The following is a 13,856-nucleotide window of genomic DNA, read 5'->3' on the forward strand; positions in this document are numbered from 1 at the left end:
TCATTCAGATGGGGTAGATGAAAACGCGAACCTGGCCACTAATGATTGAGTCGACGCGAGCCGCATACATCGTGCTCTCCGCCATGCATTGGCGCAGGCGCTGCAGGCGGCGGTCTGCAATTCCCCCCACCTCCTGCCCTTCCCACAGGGCCAATACGACGGATTGACCGTTCTGGTCCCCAGATACGATATCCAGGATGTAACCCACTCTCAGCTGTTCCACCACCTCGTCCTTTGGAGAGGCAATCTGAGTGCTGAACGAAAGCTGATCGCAGGCAATATCGGGAGCGCTAGGGGTAAAACGTGGGCCATCTCTACCTGACACGGTGCATCTCCTTTGCTGAGTCGAGGGAGACTAGCAATAGCACAACTGCCTGGCCTTTTGCCATACGTCGGCGCGAGTCGAATCAGGTGTTGCCCCAGCATCAAGCACGTTATTCGTAACTGCACGTTGCGGTTCGCGTCAGAGCGCTTTTCAGTCTCATTAATTTCTCATTATTTCGAAAACCTACACCTGAATAATTCAGGCCATTGGTCTATGGCAGCCGAATCAAGGATGGGGCACGGACAACCCTTCGATACCGGCCTTTCAAGCGTAGGCGACGTTCGGCAGCAGCTTCTAGAACACCCCCGAAGCTCGATTTCGCCTGACCGGCATGCGTGCGAAGATTTGTCCACACGGTCACCATTTAGATGGACAAGAGGAATTTTTCTAGACCTAGAGCAGCCGAGGATTCCCGCCATGTCCATCTAGTCAAACTTATGACTGTCAAGAGTTCGAACGGCGGGTGCTGGAGGTGCTGCGCGAACCGCTGGAGTCCGGCGAGATGGTGGTGGCCCGGGCCAAGGACCGGGTGCGCTTCCCGGCGCGCTTCCAGCTGGTGGCGGCCATGAACCCCTGCCCCTGCGGTTACCTGGGCGACCCCACCGGCCGCTGCCGGTGCAGCAGCGAACAAGTTCAGCGCTACCGCAACAAGCTGTCCGGCCCACTGCTCGACCGTATCGACCTGCACCTGACGGTAGCCCGGGAAAGTACCGTGCTGACCCACCAGCCCAGTGGCGAGACCAGCGCCAGCGTTGGCCAGAGAGTGGCCGAGGCACGGGCGCTGCAGCAGCGCCGGCAGGGCTGCGCCAACGCCTTCCTCGACCTCAAGGGGCTGCGTCGGCATTGCCCGCTGGAGCCGGTTGACCAGGCCTGGCTGGAGCAGGCCTGCGAACGGCTGACACTGTCGTTGCGGGCGGCGCACCGGCTGCTGAAGGTCGCCCGCACGCTGGCGGACCTGGAGGGCGCGCAATCCATCGCCAGGGCGCACCTGGCGGAAGCGTTGCAGTACCGACCCGGCACTTGATGCTGCCCCCTGAGAAAGCGGCCTTGCCGAGGCGTAGGGCCGGTCGGAAAAGGGCGCGCAGCGGCCTCAGATTCCGAGCCACCATCGAAATTGCTGGGGCTGCTGCGCAGCCCTTTCGCGACGCAAGGCCGCTCCCACAGGGGGACAAGTTCCCTGCGCGACAGCGCAGCCCGAAGGGCTGGGCGATCTCCTCCAGGAATTAGCCAAGACGCACTCAATCAGCGTCATAGCGGAAATATATTTTGCACGCTAAATATTTGCGCGCAATATTCACTTCAAGCAGCAAGCAGTCGCCCCCCACTCAGCAGAACCCGGAGAACGATCATGACCCTACGCAAAGCCTTCGCCCTTACCGTTACCACCCTGGCCCTCGGCACCAGCGCCGGCAGCTTCGCCAGCGAAGCCACCCCGTACCACTACGGCATGGATCTGGACATCGCCAAGGTCATCAGCATCGATGCACCCACCAGCGCCCAGGGCCAGGCCAGCACCGCCACCCTGACCTACCGCGACAGCAGCGGCCAGCTGCGCGCCGTGAGCTACGTGCAACCCACCGTCCTCGCCAACCAGAACTGAGCCACGGCTCGAACCCTAAAGGAGCTAGAACATGAAACTGTCCCGCACCCTGACCGCCGGCCTGCTGGCCCTCGCCGTGAACAGCGCCTTCGCCGCCACCAGCCCTGGCGTCGAGCACACCACCCAGGGCTTCCTCGAAGCCCTGGCCACAGGTGGCGGCAAGCCGCTTGAAACCCTCGCGCCCAAGGATGCCCGTGCGGTGCTGAGCGGTGCCCAGGCCGGGGTGAAGGTCGACCTGTCGGGGATCCGCGTCGAACGCCGGACCATCCAGGCCGATGGCCAGCCGCTGGAAATTCGTGTGGTGCGGCCTGAAGGCGCCAAGGGTGAACTGCCAGTGTTCATGTTCTTCCACGGCGGCGGCTGGGTGCTGGGCGACTACCCCACCCACGAACGCCTGATCCGTGACCTGGTGGTAGGCTCTGGTGCCGCGGCGGTCTACGTCGACTACACGCCCTCACCGGAAGCGAAGTTCCCCACCGCGATCAACCAGGCCTATGCCGCCACCCGCTGGGTCGCCGAGCACGGCAAGGAGATCGGCGTGGACGGCAGCCGCCTGGCGGTGGCCGGCAACAGCGTCGGCGGCAACATGGCCGCAGTGGTGGCGATCAAGGCCAAGGAGGCCGGCACGCCCAAGCTGCGCTTCCAGGCCCTGCTGTGGCCGGTGACCGACGCCAACTTCAACAACGCGTCGTATAACCAGTTCGCCGAAGGCCACTTCCTGACCCGCAACATGATGCAGTGGTTCTGGAACAACTACACCACCGACCCGCGCCAGCGCGACGATATCCACGCCTCGCCGCTGCGCGCCAGCCTCGAGCAGCTGAAAGGCCTGCCGCCGGCCCTGGTGCAGACCGCCGAGATGGACGTGCTGCGCGACGAAGGCGAAGCCTATGCCCGTAAGCTGGACGCCGCCGGGGTACCGGTGACCGCCGTGCGCTACAACGGCCTGATCCATGACTACGGCCTGCTCAATGTGCTGAGCACCGTGCCCAGTGTGCGCAGTGCCATGGACCAGGCGGCGCAGGCGCTGAAAGACCATCTGCAGTAAGCAGTTGATCGCGGGGCAAGCCCGCTCCCACGAAGGTCAGTTACCTTGCGTGCGAGCGGGCTTGCCCCGCGATTGATTCAGCAAAGGTCCTACTTTCAGAACGCTGCTTCCTGTAACCCCAGGATTGTCCTGTTTCGCTCCCCACCCGAAAATGCCCGCCTCTTTCATCGATGACATAAGCTGTTGCATCAAACGCTGCCGCACGCAGTTCAAGGAGTCCGAGCAATGCCACACGAAGGCAGCCTTCTACAAACCGCCGTCATCTTCCTCCTCGCCGCCGTGGTCGCCGTGCCCCTGGCCAAGCGCCTGCAACTGGGCGCCGTGCTCGGCTACCTGCTGGCCGGCGTGGCCATCGGCCCGCAGGCCCTGGGACTGATCCGCGACACCGAGAGCGTCGCGCACATCTCCGAGCTGGGCGTGGTGTTGCTGCTGTTCATCATCGGCCTGGAGCTGTCGCCCCGGCGCCTGTGGTTGATGCGCAAGTCAGTGTTCGGCGTCGGCACCGCGCAGGTGGTGCTGACCGGCGCGGCGCTCGGCGCCATCGCCCTGTTCGGTTTCAGCCAAAGCCTGCCGGCGGCCATCGTGCTCGGCCTGGGCCTGGCGCTGTCGTCCACCGCCCTGGGCCTGCAGAGCCTGGCCGAGAGCAAGCAGCTCAACGCGCCCCACGGCCGCCTGGCCTTCGCCATCCTGCTGTTCCAGGACATCGCCGCAATCCCGCTGATCGCCCTGGTGCCGCTGCTGGCCGCCAGCGGCCCGGACACCAGCCACGGCGACAGCTTCGAACATGGCCTGAAGGTTTTCGCCAGCATTGCCATCGTTATCGTCGGCGGCCGCTACCTGCTGCGCCCGCTGTTTCGCACCGTTGCCCGCACCGGCTTGCCGGAGGTGTCCACCGCCACCGCACTGCTGGTGGTGATCGGCACTGCCTGGCTGATGGAGGAAGCCGGTATTTCCATGGCCCTGGGCGCCTTCCTCGCCGGCCTGTTGCTGGCCGACTCCGAGTACCGCCACGAGTTGGAATCGCAGATCGAGCCGTTCAAGGGCCTGCTGCTGGGGCTGTTCTTCATCAGCGTCGGCATGGGCGCCAACCTGCGCCTGCTGCTGGAGATGCCGCTGGTGCTGCTGGGCATGACCGTGCTGTTGATCGCGGTGAAACTGCTGCTGCTGATCGGCGTCGGCCGCATCGCCGGGGGCCTCAACAGCGCCAGCGCCCTGCGCCTGGGCATGGTGCTGGCGGCCGGTGGCGAATTTGCCTTCGTGGTGTTCAAGCTGGGCAAGGACCAGGGCCTGTTCGACACCCTGACCTACGACCTGCTGCTGATGACCATCACCCTGTCGATGGCCCTCACCCCGCTGCTGATGATCGGCTGCGCCCGCGCCCTCAAGCGTCCGCAACCCGCCCGGGAAGTACCTGAGCAATACAAGCAGATCGACGCCGGCACGCCACGGGTGGTGATCGTCGGCATGGGCCGCATGGGCCAGATCGTGGCGCGCATCCTGCGGGCGCAGAAGATCCCCTTCGTCGCCCTGGAAACCTCGGTGGACACCATCGAGATGACCCGCATGTTCGAGCAGGTGCCGGTGTTCTACGGCGATCCGTCGCGTACCGAGGTGCTGCATGCGGCAAAGGTCGACGAAGCCGAGTACGTGATCATCACCATCGACGACCCCGAGGCCGCGACCCGCACCGCGGAGCGGGTCAAGCGCCTGTACCCGCACCTGAAGGTCATCGCCCGGGCGCGCAACCGCCAGCATGTGCACAAGCTGGTGGACGTGGGCGCCGAGCCGATTCGCGAGACCTTCCATTCCAGCCTGGAAATGAGCCGGCGGGCGCTGGTCGGGCTGGGGCTGACGGAAGCGCAGGCGGCGGATCGCATTGCCCGCTTCACCGAGCACGACGAGCAGGTGCTGGAGGCCCAGGGGCATGTGCGCGACGACCGGGCCAAGGTGATGCAGACGGCCAAGGAGGCGCGGGTGGAGCTGGAGCGGTTGTTTGCGTCGGATGAGGACTGACGCTCAGGCGAACGCCAGCCGCTCGATGGGTGGATGCTCGCGGTGCGCGGCCTGCCACAGGTCGTAAGCCGCCTGCTCGGCCAGATACTCCCTGGCACTGCCAAGACCGGCCAGTTCGAGGCGATAGGCCAGGTCGGCTGAAATGGCTGCATGGCCGTTGAGCACTGTGGATAACTGACCACGTGAATAGCCAAGGTGGCGGGCCAGGGAAGAGACGTTCATGCCGATGGCGGGCAGTACGTCTTCGCGCAGGGCTTCGCCGGGGTGGGGTGGGTTGTGCATAGTTGTCACTTCGTCTTGAAATCTTGGGGCTGCTACGCAGCCCTTTCGCGACACAAGGCCGCTCCCACAGCGATCGCGCCAGATTGAGGGACCTGAGCCAGACAGTTGCTCCTACAGGAGATCGCGATCTCTGTGGGAGCGGCCTTGTGTCGCGAAAGGGCCGCAAAGCGGCCCCCAGTTCAAACAGAGCAGATCGAGGTCTCACCCTCCGCTGATGATCCAGCCACCAACGGGGTTCCTACGCCAGTTCTCGCCACTGGATAGCAACTGGTTTCGCGCTCGCCTGAAACCATACAACAGCGGCAGTGCAGATCAACCGAGAAGCTTCCGACAAGCTCGAAGGAACGTCTTCAAAAAACGCTCGAATCTGCTGAGCTCAGCCATGTCCTACATGATCTGAAAACCTTTCCTGCTGAGCAGCCGGCAGCCCAAGAAATACCCTACAAAGTCTGTCGATACCCTTCTGATTGTCCGGGGAAATCATGCCCTCTAGGCTGACCGGGTCGCTGTCGGTTCAGCGATCGGGCGTGGAAACCCGGCTGGTTGGTTATCGGATTATCTGTCGTAACGGCAGCTGTACGCGGGAGGCCACAAGGCCTGCCGGGGTTCTCCGATAACCTGGGTTTCCACCCCGTGTACAGCCGCCACCCTTCGCGTGGAAACGGACGGTGCCGGTCAATTTCTATCGGAGTTTGACCATGAAAAAAATCGTCCCCGACCCACCCCTCCCCGACACCCGCCACCACCCCTTCGGCAAATGCGACGCCGGCCACCCACCGCTGTTCGCGGTCAACCCCAATATCAACGCCCACGACGCCCTGGTGCATGTCGCCGAGTACCTGCGCAGTGCCTACAACGTCGGCTACAAGGCGCTGGAGCATATGGATGAAACCGGCAGGAGCCTGTTGTGGGCCAGCCTGCATGGCATCGAGATGGCCGAAGGCCTGACGGAAGCGATGCTGGAGGGAATCGAGTCGTCCTGAGCAACATTGGCTTGAAGGGAGTTGGATGAGGGCCACCATCGCCCGGTAGACTGCGAGCCATTGTCCCCGGCGCGCTGCGGAGATCGCCCCTTGGAAGACCTCAACTCCCTCTACTACTTCACCCAGGTGGTCGACCACGGTGGCTTCGCCCCGGCCGGGCGGGCGCTGGACATGCCCAAGTCCAAACTCAGCCGGCGCATCGCCGACCTGGAGGAGCGCCTCGGCGTGCGCCTGCTGCACCGCACCAGCCGGCACTGCTCGCTGACCGAGATCGGCCAGGCCTACTACAACCGCTGCCTGGCCATGCGCGTGGAAGCCGAGGGCGCCGCCGAGATCATCGAGCGCAACCGTAGCGAGCCACGCGGGCTGGTGCGCATCAGCTGCCCGACCACCCTGCTCAACTCCTGGGTCGGGCCGATGCTGACCCGCTACATGCTCAAGTACCCGCAGGTGGAGCTGTTCATCGAGAGCACCAACCGCCGCGTCGACCTGCTGCATGAGGGATTCGACGTGGCACTGCGGGTGCGTTTCCCGCCGCTGGAGAACACCGACATGGTGATGAAGGTGCTGAGCAACAGCACCCAGTGCCTGGTCGGGCATCCGTCGTTTCTCGAACAGATTGCGCAAGGCTTTGATCCGCAGCAGCTCAGCGAGCTACCCAGCGTCCACTGGGGCGGCGCCCAGCGTGATTACCAGTGGGAGCTGTTCCAGGGTGAGGACATGAGCCGCAGCCTGGTGATCCCGCACAAACCAAGGATGGTCACCGACGACCTGTTCGCGCTGCGGCATTTCGTGGTGGCGGGCGTGGGGATCGCGCACCTGCCCAGGGTGGCGGTGCGCGAGGACCTGGCGGCGGGGCGGCTGGTGGAGATGCTGCCAGGCTGGCATCCGCGTTGCGGCATCGTGCATGCGATCTTCCCGTCACGGCGGGGGTTGCTGCCGTCGGTGCGGTCGTTGATCGATCATCTGGCGGAGGAGTTCGCCATCAGCGACATGGCGTAGTACGCCATCGCGGGGCAAGTCGGGCCGCCGCATCGCCGCTCCCACGAAGCCCTGTAGTCTCGGTGGGAGCGGGCTTGCCCCGCGATCAGGCCATCAGAACGCGAAGCAGGAACAACCCAACGCACCCCAGAAGCCCTGGTAATCGCTCACCGGCACACTGGAATGCCGCGCCTTCTCATGGCTGTGGGCATGCACCCCGCACGGCCCGACACACTGGTGCAGCGCCGCCGCCATCGGCGCACCGGCGCGCCAGTGCCCCGGCACCTTGGCCACCGGCGACCACTCCGGCAATACCGGTACCTGCGCTGGGCCCAGCTTGTCGAACTCCGCGGCGCCGTACACCACCTTGCCGTCGACAACGGTCAGCACCGACTCGATGCCCTTGATCGCCTCTTCATCGACGCTGAAGAAGTCCAGCGACAGCGCCGCCAGGTCCGCCAGCTGGCCGACCTTGATCTGCCCCTTCTTGCCCTGCTCGCTGGAGAACCAGGCGCTGCCATGGGTGAACAGCTGCAGCGCGGTCTCGCGGCTCAGGCCTTGCGGATACAGTTCCAGCCCACCGACGGTCTTGCCGCTGACCATCCAGTACAGCGAAGTCCACGGGTTGTAGCTGGAGACCCGGGTAGCATCTGTCCCCGCCCCCACCGGCACGCCCATGTCGAGCATGCGCTTGATCGGCGGGGTGTGTTCGGCGGCCTTGGCGCCATAACGCTCGACGAAATACTCACCCTGGAAGGCCATGCGGTCCTGGATGGCGATGCCACCGCCCAATGCCCGGACCCGCTCGATGTTCTGCGGGGTGATGGTTTCGGCATGGTCGAAGAACCATGGCAGGCCATTGAACGGGATGTCGCGGTTGACCTTCTCGAACACATCGAGCATGCGCGAGATCGACTCGTCGTAGGTGGCGTGCAGGCGGAACGGCCAGCGCTGCTCGACCAGGTGACGCACCACCGGCTCCAGCTCCTGCTCCATGGTCTGCGGCAGGTCCGGGCGCGGCTCGAGGAAGTCCTCGAAGTCGGCGGCGGAGAACACCAGCATCTCGCCGGCACCGTTGTGGCGGAAGAAGTCGGTGCCGTCGCCGGGCTTCACCTTCTGCGTCCAGTTCTTGAAGTCAGCCAGTTCTTCCTTGGGCTTCTGGGTGAACAGGTTGTAGGCAATGCGCACGGTCAACTGGTCGTTGTTGGCCAGCTCCTGGATCACCTGGTAGTCGTCCGGGTAGTTCTGGTAGCCGCCGCCGGCATCGATCGCGCTGGTCAGGCCGAGGCGGTTGAGCTCGCGCATGAACTGGCGGGTGGAGTTGACCTGGTACTCCAGCGGCAGCTTCGGCCCCTTGGCCAGGGTGGCATAGAGAATGGTGGCGTTGGGCCGGGCGATGAGCATGCCGGTGGGATTGCCGAACTTGTCGCGCTGGATCTCGCCGCCTGGGGGATTGGGCGTGTCCTTGGTGTAGCCCACCGCCCTGAGCGCGGCGCGGTTGAGCAGCGCACGGTCGTAGAGGTGCAGCAGGAACACCGGGGTGTCCGGCGCAGCCTGGTTGATCTCTTCCAGCGTGGGCATGCGTTTCTCGGCGAACTGGAACTCGTTCCAGCCGCCGACCACGCGCACCCACTGCGGGGTCGGCGTGCGCTCGGCCTGGTCCTTGAGCATGCGCAGGGCGTCGGCCAGCGACGGCACGCCTTCCCAGCGCAGTTCGAGGTTGTAGTTCAGGCCACCGCGAATCAGGTGCAGGTGCGAGTCGTTGAGGCCGGGGATCACCGTGCGCTGCTTGAGATCGATGATCTGCGTTGCGGTCCCCTTGTGGGCCATGGCTTCGGCGTCGCTGCCCACGGCAAGGAACTTGCCGTCCTTGATGGCGACGGCGCTAGCGGTGGGTTTCTCGCGGTCAACGGTGTGCAACTTGCCATTGAACAAGATGAGGTCGGCGTTCATGGGATCTCCTGAAAGGGCGGCACGGGCGGAATCGGTGAACGGCAATGCGCTCCACAGCGCGCCGGCGGCACCGAGCACGGTGCTGGTGGCGAGGAACTTGCGGCGGCTCTGGTCGGTAGGGTCCTGGCTCATGGTGCTCTCCGTCCGGGTGGGTGATCGGCAGGCGGTTGAAGGCTAGCAATGGATCACGGCGGGCGCTCAGCGGCGCAACCAGCCGGCACAGCGGCGCGTCACCCAGGGCATGATGTAGAACACCACGGGCAGGATGACGAACAGGTTGGTGACCAAGTTGCCGGTGATCTGGCCACCCAGCAACGGATAGCGAGCAAACAGCGGCGCCAGCAGCTGGGGAATGACCAGGGTCATCGGGCAGATCACCAGGTAGGTCAGCAGGGCCTGTTTCCAGCGCGGCGGTTGCGCGGCGCCGACGCTGGGCGGGGTGAACCAGAACTCCGGGTCATCGTGCACCTGGGTCTGGTCGCCGTCTTCCAGCAGTGGCAGCACTTCACTGATCAGCGCCTGGCGCTCGGCAGAGTTGACCCAGGCCTGCAGCAGGCCGGCGTCGGCGAAGCGCACCACGGTGGTGAAGTGGCGGCCGCCGTCGTCCGGGCGGATGACATTGACGTCCAGATGACCGGGCTGTTGACGAGCGGTAGTCACGGCGCGCTTGAGCCAGGTTTCGTAGCGCGCCAGCGCCTGGGCACGGACCTTGTGCTGGATCACCAGCGTGACGACGCTGCGGTTGCCTTCGGTTGCGGTGTTCATCGCTGTCATTCCCTGGAGATGAGCTGGCCTGCATCCACTGTGCAACAGCAGACGAGCGCTGGATTGGATGGGTGTGCTGCCTTGCCTGGCACCATCGTCCTCGCGGGTGCCAGGCTGGCGGCGGCTTACTTGCCGGCGGTCAGAGCGTTGTAGCTGGTGATCAGGTTGCGGTAGTCCGGGATGTGGTTGGAGAACAGCGCCGCCAGCCCTTCGACATCGTTGCGCCAGTCGCGGTGCAGCTCACAGGCCACGCCGAACCAGGTCATCAGTTGCGCGCCGGCCTGGCTCATACGGTTGTGGGCCGCGTCGCGGGTCATTTCGTTGAAGGTGCCGGAAGCATCGGTGACCACGAACACCTCGAACTCCTCTTCCAGAGCCGCCAGCGCCGGGAAGGCCACGCACACTTCGGTCACCACGCCGGCGATAATCAGCTGTTTCTTGCCGGTGGCCTTCACTGCCTTGACGAAGTCTTCGTTGTCCCAGGCGTTGATCTGGCCTGGGCGGGCGATGTACGGGGCATCCGGGAACAGCTCTTTCAGCTCCGGCACCAGCGGGCCGTTGGGGCCTTGCTCGAAGCTGGTGGTGAGGATGGTCGGCAGGTTGAAGTACTTGGCAAGGTCGGCCAGGGCCAGCACGTTGTTCTTGAAGCGGTCCGGCTCGATGTCGCGGACCAGGGACAGCAAGCCGGCCTGGTGGTCGACCAGCAGTACGGCGGCGTCGTCTTTGTTCAGGCGGTTGTATTTGAAGTTGTTCATTGCCGGTGCTCCTTGGGTTTCGATCTTCAGTGGGGTGGGTGTTTCGCGTTGATGGGAGAAGATTAAAACCGGAACCTTTGTGGCGGTAGATAGCGAAATTTGGCTGTAGCGTTCTATTCTACGAACGATGGATAGGCGCCACGTTTTCTGGCCTTATCGCGGGCTTGCCCCGCGATTGCGATACCCGCAGACAGCCATTGCCCGCTACCCCAACCTGCTCTATTACTACCCACAGCCCTCCCCCGCACCGAGACCACCATGCTGGCGTTCATCCAGTCATACCCGCTGTTGCTCGGCACCTTGCTGATCCTGCTCGACCTGCTGCTCTGGCAGCTGATTCCGCTGCACCACCGGGCTTGGCGCATCGCCACGCGGCTGGTGTGCTTCCTGGTGTTTAGCTCGGTGCTGCTGACGGCGGGCATGAGCCCGCTGCAACCGCCGCCCTGGGCCGACGATGTGCCGCGCAACCTGATGGCCACGGTGCTGGCGATCGGCTGGTGGCTGTTCGCCGCGCGCACGGTGACGGTGGTGTTCGGCCTGCTGCTGGTGGCACGCGGCAGCCACGGCGGGCGCCTGCTGCAGGATGTGGTCGGGGCGCTGATCTTCCTGGTCGCGGCGGTGGCGGCGGCGGCCTATGTGATGCAACTGCCGGTCAAGGGCCTGCTGGCGACCTCCGGGGTGATGGCCATCGTCATCGGCCTGGCGTTGCAGAGCACCCTGGCCGACGTGTTCTCCGGCATCGTGCTGAACACCACGCGGCCCTACCAGATCGGTGACTCGATCTCGATCGACGGCACCGAGGGCAAGGTGGTCGACATCGACTGGCGCGCCACCCGCCTGATCACCGGCAACAGCAGCCTGGCGGTCATCCCCAATTCAGTGGCGGCCAAGGCCAAGATCCTCAACTTCAGCCGCCCGGCCGAGGTGCATGGGGTGTCGATCAGCGTGGTGGTGCCGGCCAAGGTGCGTCCGCAGCGGGTGTTCGATGCGCTGGAAAAGACCCTGCAGGGCACCAGCATCCTGCTCGACAAGCCGGCGCCCAAGGTCACGGTGAAAGCTTCGAGCCTGGAGTCGGTGGAGTACGAAGCCAGCGGCTTTATCGCCGAGATGTCGCGCAAGACCGAGGTGCGCAACCAGCTGTTCGACCTGGCCCACCGCCACCTGGAGGCCAGCGGCGTGACCTGGAACACCGAGCTTGGCGCCCCCGTGCGCAGTCGCCAGCGCGAACTGCTGGACGAAGTGCGGGTGTTCCGCTCACTGAGCAACGAAGAGCGCGATGCCCTGAGCCAGCGCATGACCACGGTGGAGTACCTGGCCGACCAGGTCATCCTCGGTATCGGCGAGCGCTCGGAGCATGTGCTGCTGATCAGCCGTGGCGTGGTGCTGGCCTCGGTACGCGATGGCGAGCGGTTGATCGAAGGCGGGCGCATGGGGCCTGGGGAGGTGCTGGGGCTGGAGGGGCTGGTGGACGACGAGGCCTCGCCGGTCGAGTTCCGCGCCCTGAGCGGCTGCATGCTCTATCGTATCGACAAGGAACAGGTGCGCGGTTGCCTGACCGAGAGCGGGGATGTGAAGTCGGCGCTGACCAAGCTGCAGCGGTTCCGCCGGCAGAAACGCGAGTCACTGCTGCTGCAGAAACCGGCGGTGGTGAAGAAAGGTGGGTTCCTGAGCTGGCTTCACAAATAGCCAAGCACCGCCACCCCCTGTAGGAGCGGCAGTGCCTACAACACCACCCGCAGACACTGCCCTGCGTGATACAGCGAGAACCCCGACTCGTAGAACGCCGTGCGCAGCGACGGCGCGCTCACCGGCCTCATCGGCGAGAATGGAATCGGCAGGCTGTCCGGATCATCCTGGAGCAGGAACTCGGCAAACGCCCGGCCGATCACCGTGCCGGTGGTGTTGCCGCGCCCGTTGTAGCCGGTCACCGCCACCAGCCCCGGCGCCGGTTCGAACAGGCGCATCAGGTGGTCCGGGGTGAAGTCGATGCAGCCGGTCCAGTGCATCTCCCACTCGACCTTGCCCAGCGCCGGGTAGTAGTGGCTCTGGATACGGTCGGCCCAACTGCGCACGAACCACGCCGGCTTGTTGTCGACCCGGCCGAGGCTGCCGAGCAGCAGGCGGCCCTGGTCGTCACGGCGGATGCTGCTGAGCACGGTGCGGGTGTCCCACGAGCCCTGGCCATGGGGCAGGACCTTGTCGGCGGCGGCGCCATGCAGAGGCTTGGAGGCGACCTGGTAGTAATAGCCGCGGAAGAAGTGCTTCTGCAGGTTGCTCCAGTCGCCTTCGGTGTAGGCGCCGGTGGAGATCACCACCTTGTCGGCACGCACCGCGCCGCGTGCGGTCTTCACTCGCCAGGCGTCGCCATCACGCTCCAGGCCATCGACCGAGGACTGCTGGAACAGCTTGCCGCCCAGCCGGTTCACGGCGGCGGCCAGGCCTTGTGTATAGCCCATAGGGTTGATGGTGCCGGCGCGGCGGTCGAGCAGCGCGGCGGCAATCTTGTCGGTACCGCAGTATTCCTGGCAGTGCGCGCCGGTCAGCAGCTCGACGTCGGCGCCGCGCCGGGTCCACTGCTGGTGGCGGGCCTCGAGGTCGGCGATGCCGGTGGCGTTGTGCGCCATGTGCAAGGTGCCCTGGTGCCGGGCCTGACAGTCGATACCCAGGCGCTCGATCATGGCGAATACTTCACCCGGGGCCTCGCCGAGCACCTTGTTCAGGCGGGCGCCCTGCTTGTGGCCGAGAGTGGCCTCGACGTCGTCGGGGCGGATCCAGGTGCCGGCATTGACCAGGCCGACGTTGCGCCCGGAGCCGCCGTGGCCGATCTTCCAGGCTTCCAGCAGGATCACCGACTTGCCCTGCTCCAGCAGGTGGATCGCCGCCGACAGGCCGGTGATGCCGCCGCCGATCACGCAGACATCGGCCTTATGCTCGCCGGCCAGGGCCTGGGCGGCGACGGTCGGCTGGGTGACGTGTTCCCACAGACATTCTTGACGCAGTTCGGACATGGCCGGCTCCAGCAATTGTTCTTATTGCCTCTGGGGCCGCTTCGCAGCCCTTTCGCGACACAAGGCCGCTCCCACAGGAATCGCGCCGAACCCTGTGGGAGCGGCCTTGTGTCGCCTCGCGATTCGGGGGCGTCAGCCCCCGC

The 13,856-nt window shown here is 65.1% G+C and carries 12 protein-coding genes and 1 pseudogene; 7 read left to right on the forward strand and 6 right to left on the reverse strand.

What is annotated here, in order from left to right:
- Window positions 1–4 precede the first annotated feature (4 nt).
- Complete coding sequence (locus AC25M7_RS02160) at window positions 5–325, reverse strand: hypothetical protein (RefSeq protein ID WP_486970697.1); 321 nt, start codon at window positions 323–325, stop codon at window positions 5–7.
- 448 nt (window positions 326–773) lie between these two features.
- Here AC25M7_RS02160 and AC25M7_RS02165 point away from each other — a divergent pair.
- From AC25M7_RS02165 to AC25M7_RS02180, 4 genes and pseudogenes are all read left to right on the forward strand, one after another.
- Window positions 774–1,349, forward strand: a pseudogene (locus AC25M7_RS02165) (ATP-binding protein); the annotation flags it as partial.
- A gap of 324 nt (window positions 1,350–1,673) precedes the next feature.
- On the forward strand, window positions 1,674–1,925 hold the full coding sequence (locus AC25M7_RS02170; protein ID WP_028688630.1) for a DUF2790 domain-containing protein: 252 nt from the start codon (window positions 1,674–1,676) through the stop codon (window positions 1,923–1,925).
- A gap of 31 nt (window positions 1,926–1,956) precedes the next feature.
- Window positions 1,957–2,973, forward strand: coding sequence for an alpha/beta hydrolase (locus AC25M7_RS02175; RefSeq protein ID WP_207851106.1), 1,017 nt, complete (start codon window positions 1,957–1,959; stop codon window positions 2,971–2,973).
- Between the two features lie 225 nt (window positions 2,974–3,198).
- Complete coding sequence (locus AC25M7_RS02180) at window positions 3,199–4,986, forward strand: monovalent cation:proton antiporter-2 (CPA2) family protein (protein WP_062572405.1); 1,788 nt, start codon at window positions 3,199–3,201, stop codon at window positions 4,984–4,986.
- Window positions 4,987–4,989: 3 nt separating this feature from the next.
- Here the strand turns inward: AC25M7_RS02180 and AC25M7_RS02185 are convergent, their stop codons facing one another.
- Window positions 4,990–5,268 (reverse strand): HigA family addiction module antitoxin, encoded by a 279-nt coding sequence (locus tag AC25M7_RS02185; RefSeq protein ID WP_236179243.1) that lies wholly within the window; start codon window positions 5,266–5,268, stop codon window positions 4,990–4,992.
- A 698-nt stretch (window positions 5,269–5,966) separates the two neighbouring features.
- On the opposite strand from AC25M7_RS02185, the gene AC25M7_RS02190 reads away from it, so the two are divergent.
- Together AC25M7_RS02190 and AC25M7_RS02195 are read left to right on the forward strand one after the other, a co-directional pair.
- Window positions 5,967–6,251 (forward strand): DUF6124 family protein, encoded by a 285-nt coding sequence (locus AC25M7_RS02190; RefSeq protein WP_028688634.1) that lies wholly within the window; start codon window positions 5,967–5,969, stop codon window positions 6,249–6,251.
- Between the two features lie 90 nt (window positions 6,252–6,341).
- Window positions 6,342–7,253 (forward strand): LysR substrate-binding domain-containing protein, encoded by a 912-nt coding sequence (locus AC25M7_RS02195; RefSeq protein ID WP_486970698.1) that lies wholly within the window; start codon window positions 6,342–6,344, stop codon window positions 7,251–7,253.
- Between the two features lie 93 nt (window positions 7,254–7,346).
- Here AC25M7_RS02195 and AC25M7_RS02200 read toward each other — a convergent pair whose 3' ends face one another.
- The 3 genes from AC25M7_RS02200 to ycaC form a co-directional block, all read right to left on the reverse strand.
- The gene (locus tag AC25M7_RS02200; RefSeq protein ID WP_213884151.1) at window positions 7,347–9,317 is read right to left on the reverse strand and encodes an amidohydrolase; all 1,971 of its coding nucleotides are present in this window, start codon (window positions 9,315–9,317) and stop codon (window positions 7,347–7,349) included.
- Between the two features lie 66 nt (window positions 9,318–9,383).
- Entirely contained in the window at window positions 9,384–9,950 is a 567-nt protein-coding gene (locus AC25M7_RS02205) for an antibiotic biosynthesis monooxygenase (RefSeq protein WP_028688637.1), read from the reverse strand.
- Between the two features lie 125 nt (window positions 9,951–10,075).
- Window positions 10,076–10,705 carry an isochorismate family cysteine hydrolase YcaC gene (gene ycaC, locus AC25M7_RS02210; protein ID WP_028688638.1) on the reverse strand — a complete coding sequence of 210 codons (630 nt, stop codon included), beginning with the start codon at window positions 10,703–10,705 and terminating at the stop codon, window positions 10,076–10,078.
- Between the two features lie 258 nt (window positions 10,706–10,963).
- Between ycaC and AC25M7_RS02215 the strand changes: the two genes are divergently transcribed.
- Window positions 10,964–12,391 carry a mechanosensitive ion channel family protein gene (locus AC25M7_RS02215; protein ID WP_207851251.1) on the forward strand — a complete coding sequence of 476 codons (1,428 nt, stop codon included), beginning with the start codon at window positions 10,964–10,966 and terminating at the stop codon, window positions 12,389–12,391.
- A gap of 35 nt (window positions 12,392–12,426) precedes the next feature.
- Here the strand turns inward: AC25M7_RS02215 and amaA are convergent, their stop codons facing one another.
- Window positions 12,427–13,713 (reverse strand): L-pipecolate oxidase, encoded by a 1,287-nt coding sequence (gene amaA / locus AC25M7_RS02220; protein ID WP_486970699.1) that lies wholly within the window; start codon window positions 13,711–13,713, stop codon window positions 12,427–12,429.
- Between the last annotated feature and the right edge of the window lie 143 nt (window positions 13,714–13,856).

This window comes from Pseudomonas sp. P106(2024), assembly GCF_057480815.1.

What these genes read in the sequence shown, in the direction of transcription:
- AC25M7_RS02170 (WP_028688630.1), top strand. Translation starts at nt 1,674, where the DNA reads ATGACCCTACGCAAAGCCTTCGCCCTTACCGTTACCACCCTGGCCCTC.
- AC25M7_RS02175 (WP_207851106.1), top strand. Translation starts at nt 1,957, where the DNA reads ATGAAACTGTCCCGCACCCTGACCGCCGGCCTGCTGGCCCTCGCCGTG.
- AC25M7_RS02180 (WP_062572405.1), top strand. Translation starts at nt 3,199, where the DNA reads ATGCCACACGAAGGCAGCCTTCTACAAACCGCCGTCATCTTCCTCCTC.
- AC25M7_RS02185 (WP_236179243.1), bottom strand. Translation starts at nt 5,268, where the DNA reads ATGCACAACCCACCCCACCCCGGCGAAGCCCTGCGCGAAGACGTACTG.
- AC25M7_RS02190 (WP_028688634.1), top strand. Translation starts at nt 5,967, where the DNA reads ATGAAAAAAATCGTCCCCGACCCACCCCTCCCCGACACCCGCCACCAC.
- AC25M7_RS02200 (WP_213884151.1), bottom strand. Translation starts at nt 9,317, where the DNA reads ATGAGCCAGGACCCTACCGACCAGAGCCGCCGCAAGTTCCTCGCCACC.
- AC25M7_RS02205 (WP_028688637.1), bottom strand. Translation starts at nt 9,950, where the DNA reads ATGAACACCGCAACCGAAGGCAACCGCAGCGTCGTCACGCTGGTGATC.
- ycaC (WP_028688638.1), bottom strand. Translation starts at nt 10,705, where the DNA reads ATGAACAACTTCAAATACAACCGCCTGAACAAAGACGACGCCGCCGTA.
- AC25M7_RS02215 (WP_207851251.1), top strand. Translation starts at nt 10,964, where the DNA reads ATGCTGGCGTTCATCCAGTCATACCCGCTGTTGCTCGGCACCTTGCTG.
- amaA (WP_486970699.1), bottom strand. Translation starts at nt 13,713, where the DNA reads ATGTCCGAACTGCGTCAAGAATGTCTGTGGGAACACGTCACCCAGCCG.